Here is a 17293-nt window from a genome sequence, read left to right on the forward strand (position 1 = left end):
GAGAAAACATTATTGCCTTATGAGATTAGCCTTGCGGGATGGCGCCGGTCAAACGCGTTCTACATGGCCCTGCTGGCGGCGCTGAAGCCTGGCTCATGGAACCGATTGTGACCACGGGGTCAACCATCTCTCCTTGACCGGAGGTGATCCAGGTCATAATCTTATTTCACTATTCAATATCTTCATTTCGCATTGTGGAATAACAGAACCGGCTTTTCGGGCCAGAGCTCACCACCGCGGAACACCTTAGAACTGGAGATCAACCTATGCAGACACCTCCACCGGCGGGCGTTGATGCGGCTCCTGACCTGACAACGGCGTCAGGTCCGTCCGCCCACGCAGCAGTGGGCATTGACGCCCTGTGCGAATCAGCGAGCGCGGCATCAGGCCAAGCCATCAGCCCCACCCTTTACAACGCAGATCTTGCCCCCACCAAGCGCGCCTGCCGCAGCTGGTCCGGCTACAGCATCTTTACGCTGTGGGCCAACGACGTCCACAGCCTTGGAAACTACGCCTTCGCCATCGGGCTCTTCGCCTTGGGCCTCGGTGGCTGGCAGATCCTGCTGGCCCTGGGCATCGGCGCCGCGCTCCTCTTCGGACTCCTGACCCTGTCCGGGTTCATGGGCGTCAAAACCGGCGTTCCCTTCCCCGTGATGAGCCGGATCAGCTTCGGCATCCGCGGCGCCCAGATCGCCAGCCTCCTGCGCGGCGCCGTGGCCGTGGCCTGGTTCGGCATCCAGACCTACCTTGCCTCCGTGGTTTTCCGCGTGATGCTCGTGGCCATGTTCCCCTCCCTGGCGGAGCTGGACAAGAATTCCATCCTGGGACTGTCCACCCTCGGCTGGATAGCTTTCGTGATCCTCTGGATCGTCCAGCTGGTCATCGTCAGCTTCGGCATGGAGATGATCCGCAAGTACGAGGCTTTCGCGGGCCCCGTCATCCTGGCGACCATGGCGGCCATCGCCGTCTGGATCTTCATCGAAGCCGGCGGGGCCATCGCCTGGTCCTCGGACAATGCCCTGGAAGGGCCGCAGATGTGGCTTACCATCTTCGCCGGCGGCGCGCTCTGGGTCTCGATCTACGGCACCTTCGTCCTGAACTTCTGCGACTTCACCCGCTCCGCCGTCTCGAAAAAGGCGATTGTTCGCGGCAACTTCTGGGGCATCCCCATCAACATGCTCGTCTTCGGCGCCATTGTGGTGGTTCTGGCCGGCGGACAGTTCAAGATCAACGGCACCATCATCGAGAGCCCATCGGACATCGTCCAGACCATCCCCAACACGCTGTTCCTGGTGCTGGCCTGCCTGGCACTGCTGATCCTGACCATCGCGGTCAACCTCATGGCCAACTTCGTGGCCCCGGTCTATGCCCTGACCAATCTCTTTCCCAAGCACCTGAACTTCCGCAAGGCAGCCATGGTCAGCGGCGTTATTGGCCTGGTGATCCTGCCCTGGAACCTTTACAACAACCCCTTGGTGATCGTGTACTTCCTGGGCGGCCTCGGTGCCCTGCTCGGCCCGCTGTTCGGCGTGGTGATGGCTGACTACTGGCTGATCCGCCGCGGCAAGGTCAATGTGCCCCAGCTGTACACCGCCTCCCCGGACGGTGCCTACCACTACAAAAACGGCGTCAATCCCCGGGCGATCATCGCCCTGGTGCCCGCCGCCGTCGTCGCGCTTCTCATAGCGTTCGTCCCGGCACTGGCGCCGGCAGCACCGTTCGCCTGGTTCTTCGCCGCCGGCATCGCAGCTGTGGTCTATTTCTTCATCGCGGACCGCTCGCAGCGGCTGGAAGACCGCGACGGCGAAACCATCGCCGTCGCCAGCACCCACTAAGCCGAGCACCCACTAAGGATTCCCATGCGCATACTCGTCGCCAACGTCAACACCACAGAGTCCATGACGGACTCCATCGCCGCCCAGGCGCGCAGCATCGCCTCGCCGGGAACGGAAATCGTCGGGATCACGCCGCGCTTCGGCGCCGACTCCTGCGAGGGGAACTTCGAAAGCTACCTTGCGGCCATCCCAGTCATGGATGCGGTGACCCGCTATCCCGGGCCGTTCGACGCCGTCGTCCAGGCCGGGTACGGCGAGCATGGCAGAGAGGGTCTCCAGGAACTGCTCGATGTCCCCGTGGTGGATATTACCGAGGCGGCAGCCAGCACCGCGATGTTCCTGGGCCACAAGTACTCGGTGGTGACCACCCTGGACCGGACCGTCCCGCTCATCGAGGACCGGCTCAAACTCGCCGGCCTGGACGCACGTTGCGCCTCAGTCCGTGCCAGCGGTATGGCCGTCCTGGAACTCGAGGAGGAACCGGACCGCGCCGTGGAGGCCATCATCAGCCAGGCAATGCTGGCGGTCAGCCAGGACAAGGCCGAGGTGATTGTGCTCGGCTGCGGCGGTATGGCCGGACTCGATGAACAGATCCGGCAGCGTGCGGGCGTGCCCGTGGTGGATGGCGTGGCGTCCGCTGTGGCCATCGCCGAGTCCCTGGTCCGCATGCGCCTGTCCACATCCAAAGTCCGGACCTACGCTGCACCCCGGCCCAAAACCGTCATAGGCTGGCCGCTGAACAGCGCGGACGTGGCGGCTTCCCTCTAGGGCACCCAGCGCGGCCGCCGTCGGCACCACAGCCACAACAGGAGAAGAGTTTGGACCATCCCGAGGCCCAGGGCCGCGTCGCTGTAGTCACTGGAGCAGGTTCCGGCATCGGCCGGGCGGTGGCGCGCCTTCTCCTGGCCGACGGCTACGCTGTGGCCCTCGCCGGTCGGCGGGAGCCGCAACTGGTGGAGACGGCGGACGGCCATCCCCATGCCCTTGCCGTCACCTGCGACGTGACCCGGCCCGACGACGTCGAGCAACTTTTCGAGGCCACGCGCCAGAAGTGGGGGCGCGTGGACCTGCTGTTCAACAACGCCGGGGTGTTCGGTCCTGCGGCCAGCGTGGATGAGATTTCGCTGGCCGACTGGGAGGCCACCGTGGCGGTGAACCTCACCGGCTCCATGCTGTGTGCCGCGGCAGCGGTCCGGGCCATGAAGGCCCAGGATCCCCGGGGCGGGCGGATCATCAACAACGGCTCCATTTCCGCGCACTCGCCCCGGCCCCGTACCGTGGCCTATGCCGTCACCAAGCATGCCATGACGGGTCTGACCAAAAGCATCGAACTGGACGGCCGGGACTTCGGGATCACCTGCGGGCAGATCGACATCGGCAACACGGCCACCGACATCATGGACACCATCGGAGTTGGGGCGGGCGCGCTCCAGGCCGACGGCAGCCGCCGGGTGGAGCCCACATTTCCTGTGGAGGATGCGGCCCGCGCCGTCCTGATGATGGCCAGCATGCCGCCCTCGGCAAGCGTTGGGTCCGTGGTGATCACCGCAGCCGGCATGCCGTTCATCGGCCGCGGCTGACCGGAAGGACGCGTTCGGACAGGCCCGTCCTCCCGGGTCAGCCGACGTGGACCCAGGTACGGTTGATTACTGGGTGAAGTCACCCCGGCAGCGAGGGCTGCGATGGCTGGCTGGTAGCCAAAGGTGGAGAAGTAGTCCACACCAGTGAGGCACATGACCTGCCACCACGGATGCTTTTTCTCATGGGCTCCCCGATGTCCTGCCTGGGCCGGGATGTGTGCCTTTACTGTCCTGGAGCCCGAACAGGAGCCAGTCCCTCAATGCTGCGGTACCGTGCGGCCTGGGGGCGGAGGGATCGGCCGGAGGCCTGCTCAACGTGGTCATGCCAGTTTTATTGACGAATCCCTTGACGCCTTTCCTTTGGAAGCGGGCAATTTTGGGCTTAAGCACCGCTTGACCAAGCACTATTCAGCGATACTATGTAGTGGTAGTCATCATCACTAAGTAGCTGAAGCGAGGGTCCCATGGGCAAGCAAATGACCGAGATGCTCAAGGGGACGCTGGAGGGCATAGTCCTCGCGATCCTCGGCGGGCAGCCGGCCTACGGCTACGAGATCACGGCGCGGCTGCGCGACCAGGGCTTCACCGACATCGCCGAAGGCACCATCTACGCGCTGCTGGTCAGGATCGAGCAGCGCGGCCTGGTCGACGTCGAAAAGGTCCCGTCAGAGAAGGGGCCGCCGCGCAAGGTCTACTCGCTGAACGCACTGGGCAGCGGATACCTCGAAGAGTTCTGGAAGACGTGGAGCTTCCTGGCGGAACGGATCGAACACCTCCACATCGGGCACCCGCAGGAACAAGGAGAGAAGTAACCATGGCCGCAAAATGGATCGAAGCACTCACCGGCTCGCTCGAGCAGAAGAAGCAGTTCAAGCAGTACAAGGCCCGCGTGGAGGCGCTCCCCGAGCCGTACCGTGCCGCCGCAAAAGCATTCGAACGGTACTTCATGTACTACGGCGGAGTGACCGACGGCGACACTCTGGTCAGGATGTTCGGCGACTTTGCCGACCTGTGGGAACGTGCCGCGGTCGACGGGACGCCGGTGGCCGACATCGTTGGCGATGACCCGGTGGAGTTCGCCGAGACGTTCACCCAGGCCTATGGCGGCACGCGCTGGATCGACAAGGAGCGGGCCCGCCTCACGAAGGCCATCGACGCCGCCGCCGGCCGCAGTGGAAAGGAGGTGGAGCATGACCATTGACCAGGCCCTCGAACCGATCCGGGTTCTGGGCATCGAAAAGTCGTTCAAGGACCTGCACGTGCTGCGGGGCGTCGACTTTGAAGTGAAGCGGGGGAGCATCTTCGCGCTGCTCGGTTCAAACGGTGCCGGCAAAACCACCCTGGTGCGGATACTGTCCACCCTGCTGAAAGCCGACTCGGGCACCGCGGTTGTCCACGGGTTCGACGTTGCCGAAAGCCCGGGAGATGTGCGTGAGTCGATCAGCCTGACCGGCCAGTTCGCCGCAGTCGATGAAGTGCTCACCGGCCGGGAAAACCTCATCCTGATCGCCCGCTTGCGCCACCTGAAGAACCCGGCCAGGATCGCCGACGACCTGCTGGCCCGCTTCTCCCTCACCGAAGCCGGGCCCCGCAAGGCATCGACCTACTCGGGCGGCATGCGCCGCCGGCTGGATATTGCGATGAGCCTGATCGGCAACCCCCCGGTAATCTTCCTCGATGAACCCACCACCGGGCTCGACCCCCAGGCGCGCCTCGAGGTGTGGCAGACGGTGAAGCAGCTCGCCCACGGCGGCACCACGGTGCTGCTCACCACCCAGTACCTTGACGAGGCGGAACAGCTCGCCGACCGGATCGCGATCCTGCACAAGGGCACGATCATCCAGCACGGGACCCTCGCCGAACTCAAGCGGCTGCTCCCGCCCGCCAAAGTGGAGTACGTGGAGAAGCAGCCCTCCCTGGAGGATGTCTTCCTCGCCCTCACCGGGAAGGGCTGCCCCTCCGACACCGACCCTGCCGACAGCCCGGTCCCAGCAGGAAAGGAACCCCGATGACCAGCCACGTCCTGGGCGACACCAGAGTGCTCACCAGCCGCTCCCTGCGCCACATCCTGCGCAGCCCCGACACGATCATCACCACCGCCGTCACCCCGATCGCGCTCATGCTGCTGTTCGTGTACGTGTTCGGCGGCGCAATCAATACCGGGACCGGCGGATCGTACGTCAACTACATGCTGCCCGGCATCCTGCTTATCACCATCGCGTCCGGTGTCGCGTACACGGCCTACCGTTTGTTCCTGGACCTGCAGGGCGGCATCTTCGAACGCTTCCAGTCCATGCCGATTGCAAGATCGAGCGTGCTCTGGGCGCATGTGCTCACCTCACTGGCAGCGAATCTGGTGTCAGTTGCCGTGGTGGTGGGCGTCGCGCTGCTCATGGGGTTCCGCACCGGAGCATCACCGGCCGCCTGGCTGGCGGCAACCGGCATCCTGGTCCTGTTCACCCTGGCGCTGACCTGGATCGCGGTGATCGCCGGGCTCTCCGCGAAAAGCGTCGATGGTGCCAGTGGCTTCAGCTACCCGTTGATCTTCCTGCCGTTCATCAGCTCAGCGTTCGTGCCCACCGGATCGATGCCCGGCCCAGTGGCCTGGTTCGCCGAAAACCAGCCCGTGACCTCCATTGTGAACACCATCCGGGCCCTGTTTGCCCAGGAAGCAGTGGGTACTGACATCTGGGTCACCCTGGCTTGGCTGGTGGGCATACTCGCAATCGCCTGCGCGTTTGCGATCTCCATCTACCGCCGCAAAGTCAGCTAGGCGGGCGCAGGGGACTGTCTTTGTCCCCTGCGCAGCACGTTCTACAGCGGCAGGAGGGTCGAGAGGTCAGCACGCAGGCCGGAAGCGGCCACCTTGCCGGCCGCGACTGCCTCAGCCCAGCTCACCAGCCCCGTCGCCATCGCAAGCCAGGTGGCGGCGTCGCACTCGATCACATTGGGCGGCGTTCCGCGGGTATGGCGGGGCCCTTCCACACATTGCGTGACGCCGAAGGGCGGCACGCGCACTTCCACGGAATTTCCCGGCGCCCGCGCGGTCACTTCCTCAAGCGTGTACCGCACTGCCGTGGCCAGCACGGCGCGCGGAACCGGAGGAACGTCCGACGACGGCCCGGCAGTTTTCCGCCACGCCTCCACCGCCGCGGCGCCTTCTTGAACGTCAATACGACGGCGGGCTACAGCCATGCTTCGAGTCTTCCTTCAGCCAGTGGTTCAAGTGAGTCAGTCCAGGAGGGCCGAGACGGCCGGGCCCAGCCGGATCTTTCCCACGGGCCGGCCGCCGCCCAGCACCGGCTCAACGACCTTCTCCAGCACGCTCGCTACGCCGGGAATCTCCACCGCGCCGGCGGCGGCCAGCAAGGTCAGGGCCACCAGGGAGGTGGCCCGCAGGTTCCCGTCCAGGATCTTGACAGCCACGGAAACTCCCTGCTGCGTGGCCATGGCCAGGACGCCTTCGGCCCCTATTTTGGCGATGATTTCCAGCTCGTCCATCACAATGGTGTTGGCCTCGCCGCGGCCCTGCACCGCCCACGGGTAGTCCAGCATGGACGTTGCGATGGTGGCGGCCCGGGCGTTGAAGCTCTGGTCTCCCGGCGCCTTGGCCAGCTGCGAGAAGCCCCGCGCCAGGCCCTTCAGCGAAACGGCCGCCACGGGCGCGCCGCAGCCGTCGATTCCCAAGTGGGCGATTTTTTCGCCCGTGTACTCCTCGATGACGCTGCGCACCTGCTGCTGCAACGGATGGTTGGGCTCGAGATAGCTGTGCGTGTCCCAGCCGTTTTCAGTGCAGGCCCACAGGAACGCGGCGTGCTTGCCGGAGCAGTTGAAGGCCAGCTTCGACCTGCCGCGGTCAGAACGGACCAGCCAGTTCCTGGCTGTTTCATCCTGCGGCCACGCTTCCGGGCATTGGAGCTGGTCCTCCCGCACGCCCGCCGCTTTGAGCATCCCGGACACCACGTCCATGTGGTCCAGGGAACCCACGTGGCTCGCGCAGGCCAGCGCCACCTGGGCGCCGCGGAGCGGCACCCCGGCCTGCATCGAGGCCAGCGCCTGGAACGGCTTCAGGGCAGACCGGGCGTAGATGGGGGTGTTGATGTCGCCCAGTTCGGTGACGACGGACCCGTCGGCGGAGAGCAGGACGGCTGAGCCGATGTGCCGGGACTCCACAAAGCCGCTGCGCTCAATCACGGCCAGTTCGACGGCGGAGTCCACGGTAAAGGTGGCATGCGGGTTATGCGGCATGCTGCCAGTCTAGGGGCCAGCCTCCCGGATGCCCGGCTACTCCACGGTGACCATCACCGACTGCCAGCCCGAGGCGCCGTCGGGAACCGGATCGGCACGCTGCTCCGTCTGTACCTCGCCCCTGCCGTCCGTGGCACGGACTTTCAGGTAGTGCGGACCGGGCGTGGCGTCCCATTCATAGGACCACTGGCGCCAGGTGACCAGCGACGCTTCAGCGGAGAGGTCCACCTCCACCCAGTCCTCGTTGTCGATCTTGAGCTCCACCTTCGTGATGCCCCGCGTCTGCGCCCAGGCGGTGCCGCCCACGGCCACCTTCCCCGCGCGCACCTTGGCGAACGACTTGGGAACATCCACCCGCGCCATGGTCTTGATGGGCCCCCGCTCGGACCAGCCGCGCTCCGTCCAGTAGGCTTTGCTGTCCTCGAACCTGGTGACCTCCAGGTCCACCACCCACTTCGTGGCCGAGACGAAACCGTACAGGCCCGGAACCACCATCCGTACGGGATAGCCGTGCTCAAGGGGCAGCGGCTCACCGTTCATTCCGATGGCCAGGATGGCATCGCGGCCGTCCTGCAGGACCTCCAGTGGCGTGGAAGCGCTGAAACCGTCAATGGACGTGGAAAGGACCATGTCCGCCCCGTCCTTGGGGCGCGCCCGCTTCAGCACCTCGCGGATGGGCAGGCCCAGCCATTTCGCGTTGCCAGCGAGGTTGCCGCCCACTGGGTTGGAAACGCAGGTAAGGGTTACGTGCGATTCGATCAGGTCGGCGTCGAGCAGGTCCTGGAAGGTGAGCCGGACTTCTTCCTCCACCAGCCCGTGCACCCGCAGCTCCCAGTCATCTGCATTGATTTCCGGGACGCTTAGGGCAGTGTCGATTCGGTAGAACTCGCCGTTGGGCGTCAGCCATGGCGGGACACCGGCCACCGGGGACTGGACGCCCGCAGGAACGGTCGCGGCTGTCTGGACCGCGGCGGGCAGCTGGAGGGCTTTCCGCGCCTTGGCGATGTTGCTCCGGGCCGCACCCACGAGGCGGCCGCCCGTGGCGGCAATGCCGGCCGCGGCCGCGGTGATTCCGGCAGCGGCGAAAAAACGACGGCGGCTGGCCCCGGAGTGCGCGGGGTCGCCGTCGGCCACATTCGCCGGTGCTTCGGGCCAGGCTTTCAGTCCCCGCAACGGGGTTATGAGGGCACGCAGCACCAGCAGGCCCGCGAGGGTCCCGAGCACCGACGGTATGGCATCGGCCGGCCCGACGCCTGCCCGCGTGACCACACTGGCCACGATGACCGTGCCCATCAACAGGACTCCCAGCACGCCCAGCGTCCACCGCCGGTAGGCCACCACGCCCAGCACGCACGCCAGCACGGCGATGGTCAGGCCCATGCCCACAAAAAGTGCTGCCTTGTCGTTGGTGCCGAACGTGGCGATCGCGAAGTCCTTCATCCAGGACGGCGTGAAATCGATGAACGTGGACCCCAGGGCAAACACGGGCGTGGCGCGGGCCGTAAAAAATGCTCCGGCCAGTTCGGCCACGGCGAGGACGACGGCGGCAGCCACCACGCCTGCCAGCGCGGCCAGGGCAGTGGGACCTTTGAGCCAGTTCAGGAGCTTTTTCATAACAATGCTTCGTAGCGGGCCGCCCCCGGGATTGTTTTGCCGCGGCTGACACAGCTTAGGAGGGGGCTGGGTGCACAAAGTACCCTTGGAGACTGTGAAGGTACTCGTCATCGGCCCCGGAGGCCGCGAACACGCCATTGTCCGCTCCCTGCTCGCCGACCCCAACGTGTCCGAGGTCCATGCAGCGCCCGGCAATGCCGGCATCAGCAAGCTGGTCCCCACGCACGAGATCAACGGCAACGACCCCGACGCCGTAGCCGCCCTGGCCACCAGGCTCGCCGTGGACCTGGTGGTGGTGGGTCCGGAGGCACCGCTCGCAGCGGGTGTTTCCGACGCTGTACGTGATGCCGGCATCCCGGTGTTCGGCCCCAGCAAGGCTGCCGCCCAACTTGAGGCTTCCAAGGCCTTCGCCAAGGAAATCATGGCCGAAGCCGGCGTTCCTACGGCCATGGCCATGGTGGCCACCAACGCAGACGAAGCCGCATCGGCCCTGGACACCTTCGGCGCACCCTACGTGGTGAAGGACGACGGGCTGGCGGCCGGCAAGGGGGTAGTGGTTACGGGGAACCGCGACGAAGCCCTGGCCCATGCGCAGTCGTGCTTCGATGCCGGCGGCTCCGTGGTGATCGAAGAGTTCCTCGACGGCCCGGAGGTTTCCCTCTTTGTCCTCTGCGACGGGCAGAACACCGTCCCGCTCTCGCCTGCCCAGGACTTCAAGCGGATCTTCGACAACGACGAAGGACCCAACACCGGCGGCATGGGTGCGTACACCCCGCTGGAGTGGGCCCCCGAAGGCCTTGTCCAGGAGGTCATTGAGCGGGTAGCCCAACCGACCGTCAACGAAATGGCCCGCCGCGGCACGCCCTTTGTAGGCGTACTGTTCGTCGGTCTGGCCCTCACCTCGCGCGGCACCCGCGTCATCGAATTCAACGTCCGTTTCGGCGACCCGGAAACCCAGGCCGTGCTGGCACGGCTCAAGACCCCCCTCGGCGCCCTCCTCCTGGCAGCCGCCAAGGGCGAACTGGACAAGGCAGAAGAGCTGCGCTGGTCGAAGGAGACTGCCGTCGCCGTCGTCGTCGCTTCCGAAAACTACCCCGGCACGCCCCGCACCGGTGACCGCATCCGCGGCCTGAAGAAGGTGGAGGAACTCGAAGGCGTACACGTGATCCACGCCGGGACCTCCTTTGATGAGGAGGGCAAGGTGATCTCCGCAGGCGGGCGCGTCCTGGCCGTCGTGGCGCTGGGCAGCGACCTGGTGGAGGCGCGCGAAAAGGCGTACGACGGCGTGGAACTGGTTCAGCTGGAAGGCTCGCAGTTCCGCACTGACATTGGCGGCAAGGCCGCCCGGGGCGAGATCAGGGTATCGTCAGGTGCCACCGGATCACTGCCCATCACGAAGGCGAAGGCATAGCATGAGCGAGACTCCCGCAGCACGCGGCTTCAGTACAACCACCCTGGACCTGCCGGGCTGGAAGCATGTCTATTCCGGCAAGGTGCGCGACCTTTACGAGCCGGCTGACGAATCCATCGTCGAACGGGTAGGCCAGGAGTGCGTGCTGGTGGTGGCCAGCGACCGCATCAGCGCCTTCGACCACGTCCTGTCCAGCGAGATCCCGGACAAGGGGCGCATCCTTACCCAGCTGAGCCTGTGGTGGTTCGACCAGCTGGACGTGGAGCACCACGTGCTGGCCTCCACCGTGGAGGACGGGGTTCCGGCGGCGGTGGAAGGCCGGGCCATGATCTGCAAGAAGCTGGACATGTTCCCGGTGGAGTGCATTGCCCGCGGCTACCTCACCGGCTCCGGCCTGCTGGAATACCGCGCCTCCGGAACCGTGTGCAGCATCCCCCTGCCGGAGGGCCTGGTTGACGGGTCGCGGCTGGAGCACGCCATCTTCACACCCTCGGCCAAGGCCGCGGTGGGGGAGCACGACGAAAACATCACCTACGACGCCGTGGTGGCCATGGTGGGTGACGACATTGCCGGCCGGCTGAGCGAGCTCACGTTGCAGATTTACACCAAGGCGGAGGCCATTGCGCGGGAGCGCGGGATCATTCTCGCCGACACCAAGGTGGAGTTCGGTTACGACGCCGTCTCCGGTTCGATCACCCTGGGGGATGAAGTGCTGACGCCGGACTCCTCACGGTTCTGGGATGCCTCCACCTACCAGCCAGGGCAGGCGCAGCCGTCCTACGACAAACAGTACGTCCGGGACTGGCTTACATCCGCCGAATCGGGCTGGGACAGGTCTTCGGACACGCCCCCGCCGGCGCTGCCTGCTGACGTTGTAGACCGGACCCGCAGCCGTTACGTTGAGGCGTACGAGAAGCTGACCGGCAAAAGCTTCGCCTGACCGGTGCCTCACTTGCGCGGAGCCCCAGCGGCTCCGGGCGAGCGGGGTGCAGCTTAGCTGGCTTTGGCAGCAGCCGCGGCCCGCTGCTGGGCCAGCCGGATTTCCAAGACCGCGTCCAGTGCCTGCTGGACACGGTCTGCTGCTCCTGCCGCGCTGAATGCCTTCTGGGCTTCCTCAAGGCGGACCAGGGCCTCGTCCGCTTCGCCGGCGGCCTTCAGGGACTTGCCCAGGAGCAGTGAAACCTCTCCGGCCGTGTGCTTGGCGAGGGCGTCGCGTTCAGCGTGGATTTCCCTCAGCTTTTCGACGGCCGCAACAATGTCCCCGGTCAGGTACAGCCAGCGGGCGCGGATGAAGGCGACCTCGAGCTCGTCGCTCTTGGTTCCTCCCACGATGGAGAAGGCGAGCTCTGCCCGTTCGATGGAGGACAGGGTCTCGGGTTCGACAATTCCCGACGACAGCCGCACCGCGGCGGAGGCCTTGTTGAACCGCGCCCAGAGCTCGATGTCGTTGGCGGGGGAGAGGAGCTTCGCGGCCCGCTCGTGGTGCTTGACCCCTTCGGCGTAGTCGTGCCGCATAAACGCCACGTTGCCAATGACCCAGGCTACCTCCCCGGCCAGTTGTGACATCGCGTGTTCGTCCACCTGTTCGTAGAGCGCCATGCAGTACTTCCAGGCCTCGTCCAGCCGCCCGCTTTCGGCCAGCGCGCCAATCAGGATCCGGTGGGCACCAATGAGCACTGTTGAATTCCTCGGCAGTTTGGCCGAGAGCTCCACAGCTTCAAGCCCGTGCTGGACCGCGACAGCCAGTTGCCCCTGTCCGTGGCAGACGGCGGCCAGCATTTGCCGCGCCCGCACACCGAGGCCAACTGATTCGGTGGCCATGGGGTGCTCGAGGAGCCGCTCGATGATCTTTTGGCATTCGCGCAGTTCGCCTTGCTTCATCAGGCACTCGGCCTGCATGTAGGTCATGTTCCACCAGGCGCTGGTGTTTTTGCCCTCGAGGGCAATCTGGGCTGCCGTGGCAGCGTGGCTGGCCGCCAAAGGGTAGTCACGGAGGTCCCAGGCCTGGCGGGCATAAAGGCCGGCCAGGACGTACTCAGCGTCGCTGACGGTAATTGGCTGGCTCCAGGCCTCGAGGGCCTTGGGCGCCAGTTCAAGGCGCCGCGCCAGTTCCTCGATGACCTCGGCCGTCGGTTCCCTCCGGCCTGTCTCGAGCAATGAAATATAGCTGGGTGAATACAGGTCCTTGCCCAGTTCGGCCTGCGTCAATCCCCGTTCGAGCCGCTCCGCCCGGAGCTTCTCCCCGAATCCGTTGCCCACGGGATTTCCTCCTCTTCCGGACAGTCAGTTTGACGAATGCTTGACAGTCCCTGTGGAAAACATTTTACAATGGGTGTCAACAAGGACAGTGCTGGCTTTGTAACGAATCCGACTCGTATTGAGGAACACATATGTTGAAGAAAATTGCTGCCGCCGCCGTGCTGGCGGGGGCCTTGGCATTTTCCGCAGCGGCTCCGGCCGTACTGTCTGCGGGTTCACTGGCTGACAACTCCGGTACTTCCGTAGCCATTGGGAACTGGCCTGATCCGGCTTCCCAGAAGGTCAAGAAGGACAAGAGCACCGACGTCACGTACACCACGTACATCGGCAACTGGCCTGATCCTGCCTAATCTGCTTCCTCACCACAGGAGGCGAGGGAGGCCCCGGAGCAACTGCTCCGGGGCCTTTCCCTTTACCGGAAAGTTACCGTTCCCTCTGGTGTTCCGCCGAGGGCGTCACGGAACACAAAAGAGGGCCTCCCGTGGGAGACCCTCTCTTGTTTTGGTCGGGATGACAGGATTTGAACCTGCGACCTCTTCGTCCCGAACGAAGCGCGCTACCAAGCTGCGCTACATCCCGATCCGCTGCAAAAGCAACTTTACAAGAATAGCCGATGTGGGGTCCCGATGCGAAATCCTGGACGTCTGCGGCGGATTTCGCAGGTCAGACCAGCGAGTCCTTCCATGCACCGTGCAGGTCGGCGAAACGCCCGCCGCCGCCAATGAGATCCGCGGGTGATCCGTCCTCGACGATCCGGCCGTCGTGCACCACCAGCACCCGGTCCGCGGTTTCCACCGTGGACAAGCGGTGCGCAATGATCAGGGCGGTCCTCCTGGCGGCGTCCGTGCCCGCGAGTAGCCGGGCCAGGCCGTTCTGCACGAGTCTTTCCGAGGGGATGTCCAGGGAGGAGGTGGCCTCGTCCAGGATCAGCACGGCCGGGCGGGCCAGGAAAGCCCGGGCGAAGCTGATCAGTTGGCGCTGCCCGGATGAGACCCTGCCGCCGCGCTTGTTGACATCGGTGTCATATCCCTCGGGCAGTTCGAGGATGAAGTCATGCGCGCCCACCGCTTTCGCTGCTTCCTCGATTTCTGCCCGTGATGCTTCCGGCCGGCCCAGGGCAATGTTGTCAGCCACGGACCCGCTGAACAGGAAGGCCTCCTGGGTGACCATAACAATGTTCCGCCTCAGGTCCGTGGTGCTGAGGTTGCGCAGGTCTACATCGTCCAGGGTTAAAGAGCCGGAGGAGAGGTCATAGAAGCGGGCGATCAGTTTTGCGAGAGTTGATTTCCCGGCACCCGTTTGCCCCACCAGTGCTACCGTTTGGCCCGCGGGAATGTGCAGGTTCAGCCGGGGCACGATGAGCGGCCCGTCGCCGTAGCGGAACTCGACGTCCTTGAAATCTATGGCGCCCTTGGCGTTCTGCAGGGCTACCGGGTTCCTGGGCGGGCGGACGGTGGGCACTTCCTCGAGGAGCCCGGATACTTTCTCCAATGCTGCCTGGGCACTCTGGAAGGAGTTGTAGAACATCGCCATCTGGTCCACCGGCTGGAAGAACCGTTTGGTGGACAGGATGAGGGCCAGCAACACACCCACCGCAAGGTCGCCGGTGAGGACGCGGAAACCACCGAACAGCAAGACCACTGCCACGCACACGTTCCCGATCAGCACCAGCCCCGGCTGGAAGATGCCGTTGAGGTTGATGGAACGGACAGTAACCAGCCGGTAGTCTTCGGCGAGCTTGCCGTAGCGGTCAGCGTTTTCCTGCTCCTTGCGGAAGGCCTTTACCGCGCGGATGCCGGTCATGGTCTCCACGAAGTGCACGATCAGCCGCGCAGACACCACCCGGGATTCGCGGAACACGATCTGCGAGTGTTTCTGGTACCAGGCGGGCCAGGAAAAACATGGGAACACCTGCTGCCAGCACCAGCAGGCCGCTGCGCCAGTCCAGGGCGAATACCGTGACGGCGGTAAAGATCATAAACAGCATGCCGGACGCCAGGGAGCTGACGCCGGAGTCGAGGAGTTCGCGGAGGGCCTCCAGGTCCGAGGTCTGCCGGGCAATGATCCGCCCGGACGTGTATTTTTCGTGGAACTCCAGGCTCAGCCGCTGCGTATGCCGGAATACCCGCAAGCGCAGGTCCAGGAGCATGGCCTGGCTGAGTTTCGCCGTGGAGGTCACATACAGGGCGGTGAGTCCCGCCGTCGCGATGGCGGCGAGCAGATAGGCGACGCCGGTGAACACCAGTGGGAGGTTGTCTCCGGCCTGCAGGGCGGGCAGTGCGTGGTCGATGCCGAAGGCGATCAGCGCCGGACCGGCTACCCGGGCAGCCTGCGACAGGACCACCATGGCAATCGTCAGCCAGAACCGCAGCCGCACCGGTCGGATCAGGGAGCGCAACAAAGCCAGCGACCGGCGTCGTACCGCCCGGCTGTCGCTTTTGCTCAGGTGGGCGTTGTCCTCGTTGGCCGTGCCGAAGGTTGCAGTGCTCATCGGTTCACTTCCTCTGCCTGGTCCTCGAGGGCGGACAGCTCGGAGTCCAGGTCGCGGGGTTCCTGGTCCAGGCTGGCGATGACGTAGCGGTAGTGGTGGTTGGCGGCCAGCAGTTCGGTGTGGGTGCCGACGGCGGTGATGCGGCCGTCCTCGAGCAATGCCACCCGGTCCGCCAGCGCCACTGTGGACGGGCGGTGGGCCACGATGAGCGTGGTGGTGTCCTTCAGCACGGCACGGAGCCGCGTTTCCACCAGTTCCTCGGTGTGCACGTCCAGCGCGGACAGGGGATCGTCCAGGACCAGCACGCGGGGACGCGCGGCGATGGCGCGTGCCAGGGCGATCCGCTGCCGCTGGCCGCCGGAAAGGCTGAGGCCTTCCTCTCCGATGAGGGTGTCCACCCCCTCCGGCAGGGAATACGCGAAGGGGGCCTGGGCCACGTCCAGGGCTTCGTCGAGGACGGCATCATTGCGGACGGGGGCACCGAGCAGGACGTTGTCCCGGACCGAGTTGGAGAACAGGGTGGTATCCTCGAAGGCCACTGCGACAATCCGCCGGAGCTCTTCCACGTCAAAGTCCCGCAAGTCCACGCCGTCGATGGTGATGGCACCGCCGGTGACGTCGAACAGCCGCGGAACCAGTTGGATCAGCGCGCTCTTGCCGCTGCCGGTGATGCCCACCAGGGCCATGGTCTCGCCGGGGCGGACGTCCAGGTTGATCTCCTTGAGGATCGGCTTGTCCGGCGCGTCCTCGAAAGCGAACGCGGCACTGGAGAAACGGAGGGCGCCGGCCAACTGGCCGGGCCGCCGCGGCTGCGGAGGGCTGGTGATGGTGTTGGGTGTGTCCATCACTTCGAAGTGGCGGTCGACGGCGGTCTTGGCCGTGAGTGCCATAGCCAGCAGCATGCCGGAAAATTCCACGGGCGAGGCCATCACAGCGGCGGTGGCAAAAAACGCCACCAGCGAGCCGATGCTGAGCTGGCCGCCGGCGCACAGCATCACGCCCACCACCAGGCCAGCGCCGAGGGCGAGCTCCGGAAGGAGGGTGACCACCATAGTGAATGTTGCCTGGTGGCGTGCTTTTTCGATCTCCGTCTGGCGCAGTTCCTCGGCTTGTTCGTTGAAGTTCTCCAGCGCCTCCCGGCTGCGGCCGAACGCTTTGAGCACACGGATGCCGTGGACGGATTCCTCTACGGTGGTGGCGAGGTCGCCGGCCTGGTCCTGGCTGCGGCGGGTCACGCGGCTGAAGCGGGTCCGGAACCGGAAGCTGTACGCCATAATGGGCACGGCTGCGGCCAGGAAGATGAGGGCCAGCTGCCAGCTCATCACGAACATCACGGTGATGCCGATGATCACGGTGAGGGTGGTGACCACCAGCATGATGGCGCCAAAGGCCATCCAGCGGCGCAGGAAGTTCAGGTCTGTCATGGCGCGGGACAACAGCTGCCCGGAGCCCCAGCGGTCGTGGAAGGAAACAGTCAGGTCCTGCAGGTGGCCATACAGCGAAACCCGCATGTTGGTTTCCACTGACGTGGCGGGATTGATGACGAACTGCCGGCGGAGGGCCACCAGGCCAGCCTCGGCTACGCCGAGCACCAGGATGAGGCCCGCAGAAATCCACACCGCTTCCGTTGCACCGCCTGGCTTCAGTGATTCGTTCACCAGCACCCGGAGGACCTGCGGAATGGCGAGGGCAACAACGCTGGCCATAAGCGCGCAGAGAAGTCCCAGCAAAAGCCGGGGGATGATCGGCCGGACATGGGGGTAGAGGCGACTGATGGAACGAAAAAATGGAGTTTGCTTGGCCATGCCCGCTTCTCAAGCTCTAAAACGAATGTAGTTTCCCGTAGCAACAACCC

The 17293-nt window shown here is 65.2% G+C and carries 15 protein-coding genes, 1 tRNA gene and 2 pseudogenes; 10 read left to right on the plus strand and 8 right to left on the minus strand.

The features are described 5' to 3' along the window. The first annotated feature begins 266 nt into the window (after positions 1-266). Genes QF038_RS02670 through QF038_RS02680 form a run of 3 tightly spaced genes read left to right on the plus strand, consistent with a single transcriptional unit; the run spans position 267 to position 3415 of the window. Complete coding sequence (locus QF038_RS02670) at positions 267-1835, plus strand: NCS1 family nucleobase:cation symporter-1 (protein ID WP_307608492.1); 1569 nt, start codon at positions 267-269, stop codon at positions 1833-1835. Positions 1836-1859: 24 nt separating this feature from the next. Next, entirely contained in the window at positions 1860-2603 is a 744-nt protein-coding gene (locus tag QF038_RS02675; protein WP_307608494.1) for an aspartate/glutamate racemase family protein, read from the plus strand. Between the two features lie 50 nt (positions 2604-2653). Beyond that, positions 2654-3415: an SDR family oxidoreductase gene (locus tag QF038_RS02680; protein ID WP_307608496.1), complete on the plus strand. Its 762-nt coding sequence runs from the start codon at positions 2654-2656 to the stop codon at positions 3413-3415. A gap of 71 nt (positions 3416-3486) precedes the next feature. Here the strand turns inward: QF038_RS02680 and QF038_RS02685 are convergent. Beyond that, a pseudogene (locus tag QF038_RS02685) lies at positions 3487-3739 on the minus strand (amino acid transporter); the annotation flags it as partial. Between the two features lie 140 nt (positions 3740-3879). Between QF038_RS02685 and QF038_RS02690 the strand changes: the two are divergent. Genes QF038_RS02690 through QF038_RS02705 form a run of 4 tightly spaced genes read left to right on the plus strand, consistent with a single transcriptional unit; the run spans position 3880 to position 6188 of the window. Next, positions 3880-4227 carry a PadR family transcriptional regulator gene (locus QF038_RS02690; protein WP_307608498.1) on the plus strand — a complete coding sequence of 116 codons (348 nt, stop codon included), beginning with the start codon at positions 3880-3882 and terminating at the stop codon, positions 4225-4227. A gap of 2 nt (positions 4228-4229) precedes the next feature. Then, complete coding sequence (locus tag QF038_RS02695) at positions 4230-4616, plus strand: DUF1048 domain-containing protein (protein WP_307608500.1); 387 nt, start codon at positions 4230-4232, stop codon at positions 4614-4616. After that, entirely contained in the window at positions 4606-5427 is an 822-nt protein-coding gene (locus QF038_RS02700) for an ABC transporter ATP-binding protein (protein WP_307608502.1), read from the plus strand. Before QF038_RS02695 ends, QF038_RS02700 begins: the two co-directional genes overlap by 11 nt. Next, positions 5424-6188 (plus strand): ABC transporter permease, encoded by a 765-nt coding sequence (locus QF038_RS02705; protein ID WP_307608504.1) that lies wholly within the window; start codon positions 5424-5426, stop codon positions 6186-6188. Before QF038_RS02700 ends, QF038_RS02705 begins: the two co-directional genes overlap by 4 nt. A gap of 41 nt (positions 6189-6229) precedes the next feature. Here the strand turns inward: QF038_RS02705 and QF038_RS02710 are convergent, their stop codons facing one another. From QF038_RS02710 to QF038_RS02720, 3 genes are read right to left on the minus strand one after another with little or no spacing between them, the layout of a single operon-like run. Next, on the minus strand, positions 6230-6610 hold the full coding sequence (locus tag QF038_RS02710) for a sterol carrier family protein (protein ID WP_307608506.1): 381 nt from the start codon (positions 6608-6610) through the stop codon (positions 6230-6232). A gap of 36 nt (positions 6611-6646) precedes the next feature. Beyond that, complete coding sequence (locus tag QF038_RS02715) at positions 6647-7663, minus strand: asparaginase (protein WP_307608508.1); 1017 nt, start codon at positions 7661-7663, stop codon at positions 6647-6649. Between the two features lie 36 nt (positions 7664-7699). Continuing rightward, positions 7700-9277 carry a molybdopterin-dependent oxidoreductase gene (locus QF038_RS02720; RefSeq protein ID WP_307608510.1) on the minus strand — a complete coding sequence of 526 codons (1578 nt, stop codon included), beginning with the start codon at positions 9275-9277 and terminating at the stop codon, positions 7700-7702. A 94-nt stretch (positions 9278-9371) separates the two neighbouring features. Here QF038_RS02720 and purD point away from each other — a divergent pair, with 94 nt between their 5' ends. Then, positions 9372-10688: a phosphoribosylamine--glycine ligase gene (purD, locus tag QF038_RS02725; protein ID WP_307613383.1), complete on the plus strand. Its 1317-nt coding sequence runs from the start codon at positions 9372-9374 to the stop codon at positions 10686-10688. Position 10689: 1 nt separating this feature from the next. Then, positions 10690-11628, plus strand: a complete 939-nt coding sequence (locus tag QF038_RS02730; protein ID WP_307608512.1) for a phosphoribosylaminoimidazolesuccinocarboxamide synthase — start codon at positions 10690-10692, stop codon at positions 11626-11628. 53 nt (positions 11629-11681) lie between these two features. On the opposite strand, the gene QF038_RS02735 is transcribed toward QF038_RS02730, so the two are convergent. Beyond that, complete coding sequence (locus QF038_RS02735) at positions 11682-12947, minus strand: helix-turn-helix transcriptional regulator (RefSeq protein WP_307608515.1); 1266 nt, start codon at positions 12945-12947, stop codon at positions 11682-11684. A 131-nt stretch (positions 12948-13078) separates the two neighbouring features. On the opposite strand from QF038_RS02735, the gene QF038_RS02740 reads away from it, so the two are divergent. Continuing rightward, entirely contained in the window at positions 13079-13297 is a 219-nt protein-coding gene (locus QF038_RS02740; protein WP_285249376.1) for a hypothetical protein, read from the plus strand. A gap of 152 nt (positions 13298-13449) precedes the next feature. Here the strand turns inward: QF038_RS02740 and QF038_RS02745 are convergent. The 3 genes and pseudogenes from QF038_RS02745 to QF038_RS02755 all read right to left on the minus strand — a co-directional run bounded on the left by QF038_RS02745 (position 13450) and on the right by QF038_RS02755 (position 17243). Next, positions 13450-13526 (minus strand) — tRNA-Pro (locus QF038_RS02745). 84 nt (positions 13527-13610) lie between these two features. Then, positions 13611-15438 (minus strand): annotated as a pseudogene (locus QF038_RS02750) (ABC transporter ATP-binding protein). Further along, positions 15435-17243, minus strand: coding sequence for an ABC transporter ATP-binding protein (locus QF038_RS02755; protein WP_307608517.1), 1809 nt, complete (start codon positions 17241-17243; stop codon positions 15435-15437). Before QF038_RS02755 ends, QF038_RS02750 begins: the two are co-directional and overlap by 4 nt. Positions 17244-17293: the final 50 nt, after the last annotated feature.

Source organism: Pseudarthrobacter sp. W1I19 (assembly GCF_030817835.1).
Classification (GTDB): domain Bacteria; phylum Actinomycetota; class Actinomycetes; order Actinomycetales; family Micrococcaceae; genus Arthrobacter.

What these genes read in the sequence shown, in the direction of transcription:
- QF038_RS02730 (WP_307608512.1), top strand. Translation starts at nt 10,690, where the DNA reads ATGAGCGAGACTCCCGCAGCACGCGGCTTCAGTACAACCACCCTGGAC.
- QF038_RS02705 (WP_307608504.1), top strand. Translation starts at nt 5,424, where the DNA reads ATGACCAGCCACGTCCTGGGCGACACCAGAGTGCTCACCAGCCGCTCC.
- QF038_RS02670 (WP_307608492.1), top strand. Translation starts at nt 267, where the DNA reads ATGCAGACACCTCCACCGGCGGGCGTTGATGCGGCTCCTGACCTGACA.
- QF038_RS02720 (WP_307608510.1), bottom strand. Translation starts at nt 9,277, where the DNA reads ATGAAAAAGCTCCTGAACTGGCTCAAAGGTCCCACTGCCCTGGCCGCG.
- QF038_RS02675 (WP_307608494.1), top strand. Translation starts at nt 1,860, where the DNA reads ATGCGCATACTCGTCGCCAACGTCAACACCACAGAGTCCATGACGGAC.
- QF038_RS02740 (WP_285249376.1), top strand. Translation starts at nt 13,079, where the DNA reads ATGTTGAAGAAAATTGCTGCCGCCGCCGTGCTGGCGGGGGCCTTGGCA.
- QF038_RS02700 (WP_307608502.1), top strand. Translation starts at nt 4,606, where the DNA reads ATGACCATTGACCAGGCCCTCGAACCGATCCGGGTTCTGGGCATCGAA.
- QF038_RS02695 (WP_307608500.1), top strand. Translation starts at nt 4,230, where the DNA reads ATGGCCGCAAAATGGATCGAAGCACTCACCGGCTCGCTCGAGCAGAAG.
- QF038_RS02690 (WP_307608498.1), top strand. Translation starts at nt 3,880, where the DNA reads ATGGGCAAGCAAATGACCGAGATGCTCAAGGGGACGCTGGAGGGCATA.
- QF038_RS02715 (WP_307608508.1), bottom strand. Translation starts at nt 7,663, where the DNA reads ATGCCGCATAACCCGCATGCCACCTTTACCGTGGACTCCGCCGTCGAA.
- QF038_RS02710 (WP_307608506.1), bottom strand. Translation starts at nt 6,610, where the DNA reads ATGGCTGTAGCCCGCCGTCGTATTGACGTTCAAGAAGGCGCCGCGGCG.
- QF038_RS02755 (WP_307608517.1), bottom strand. Translation starts at nt 17,243, where the DNA reads ATGGCCAAGCAAACTCCATTTTTTCGTTCCATCAGTCGCCTCTACCCC.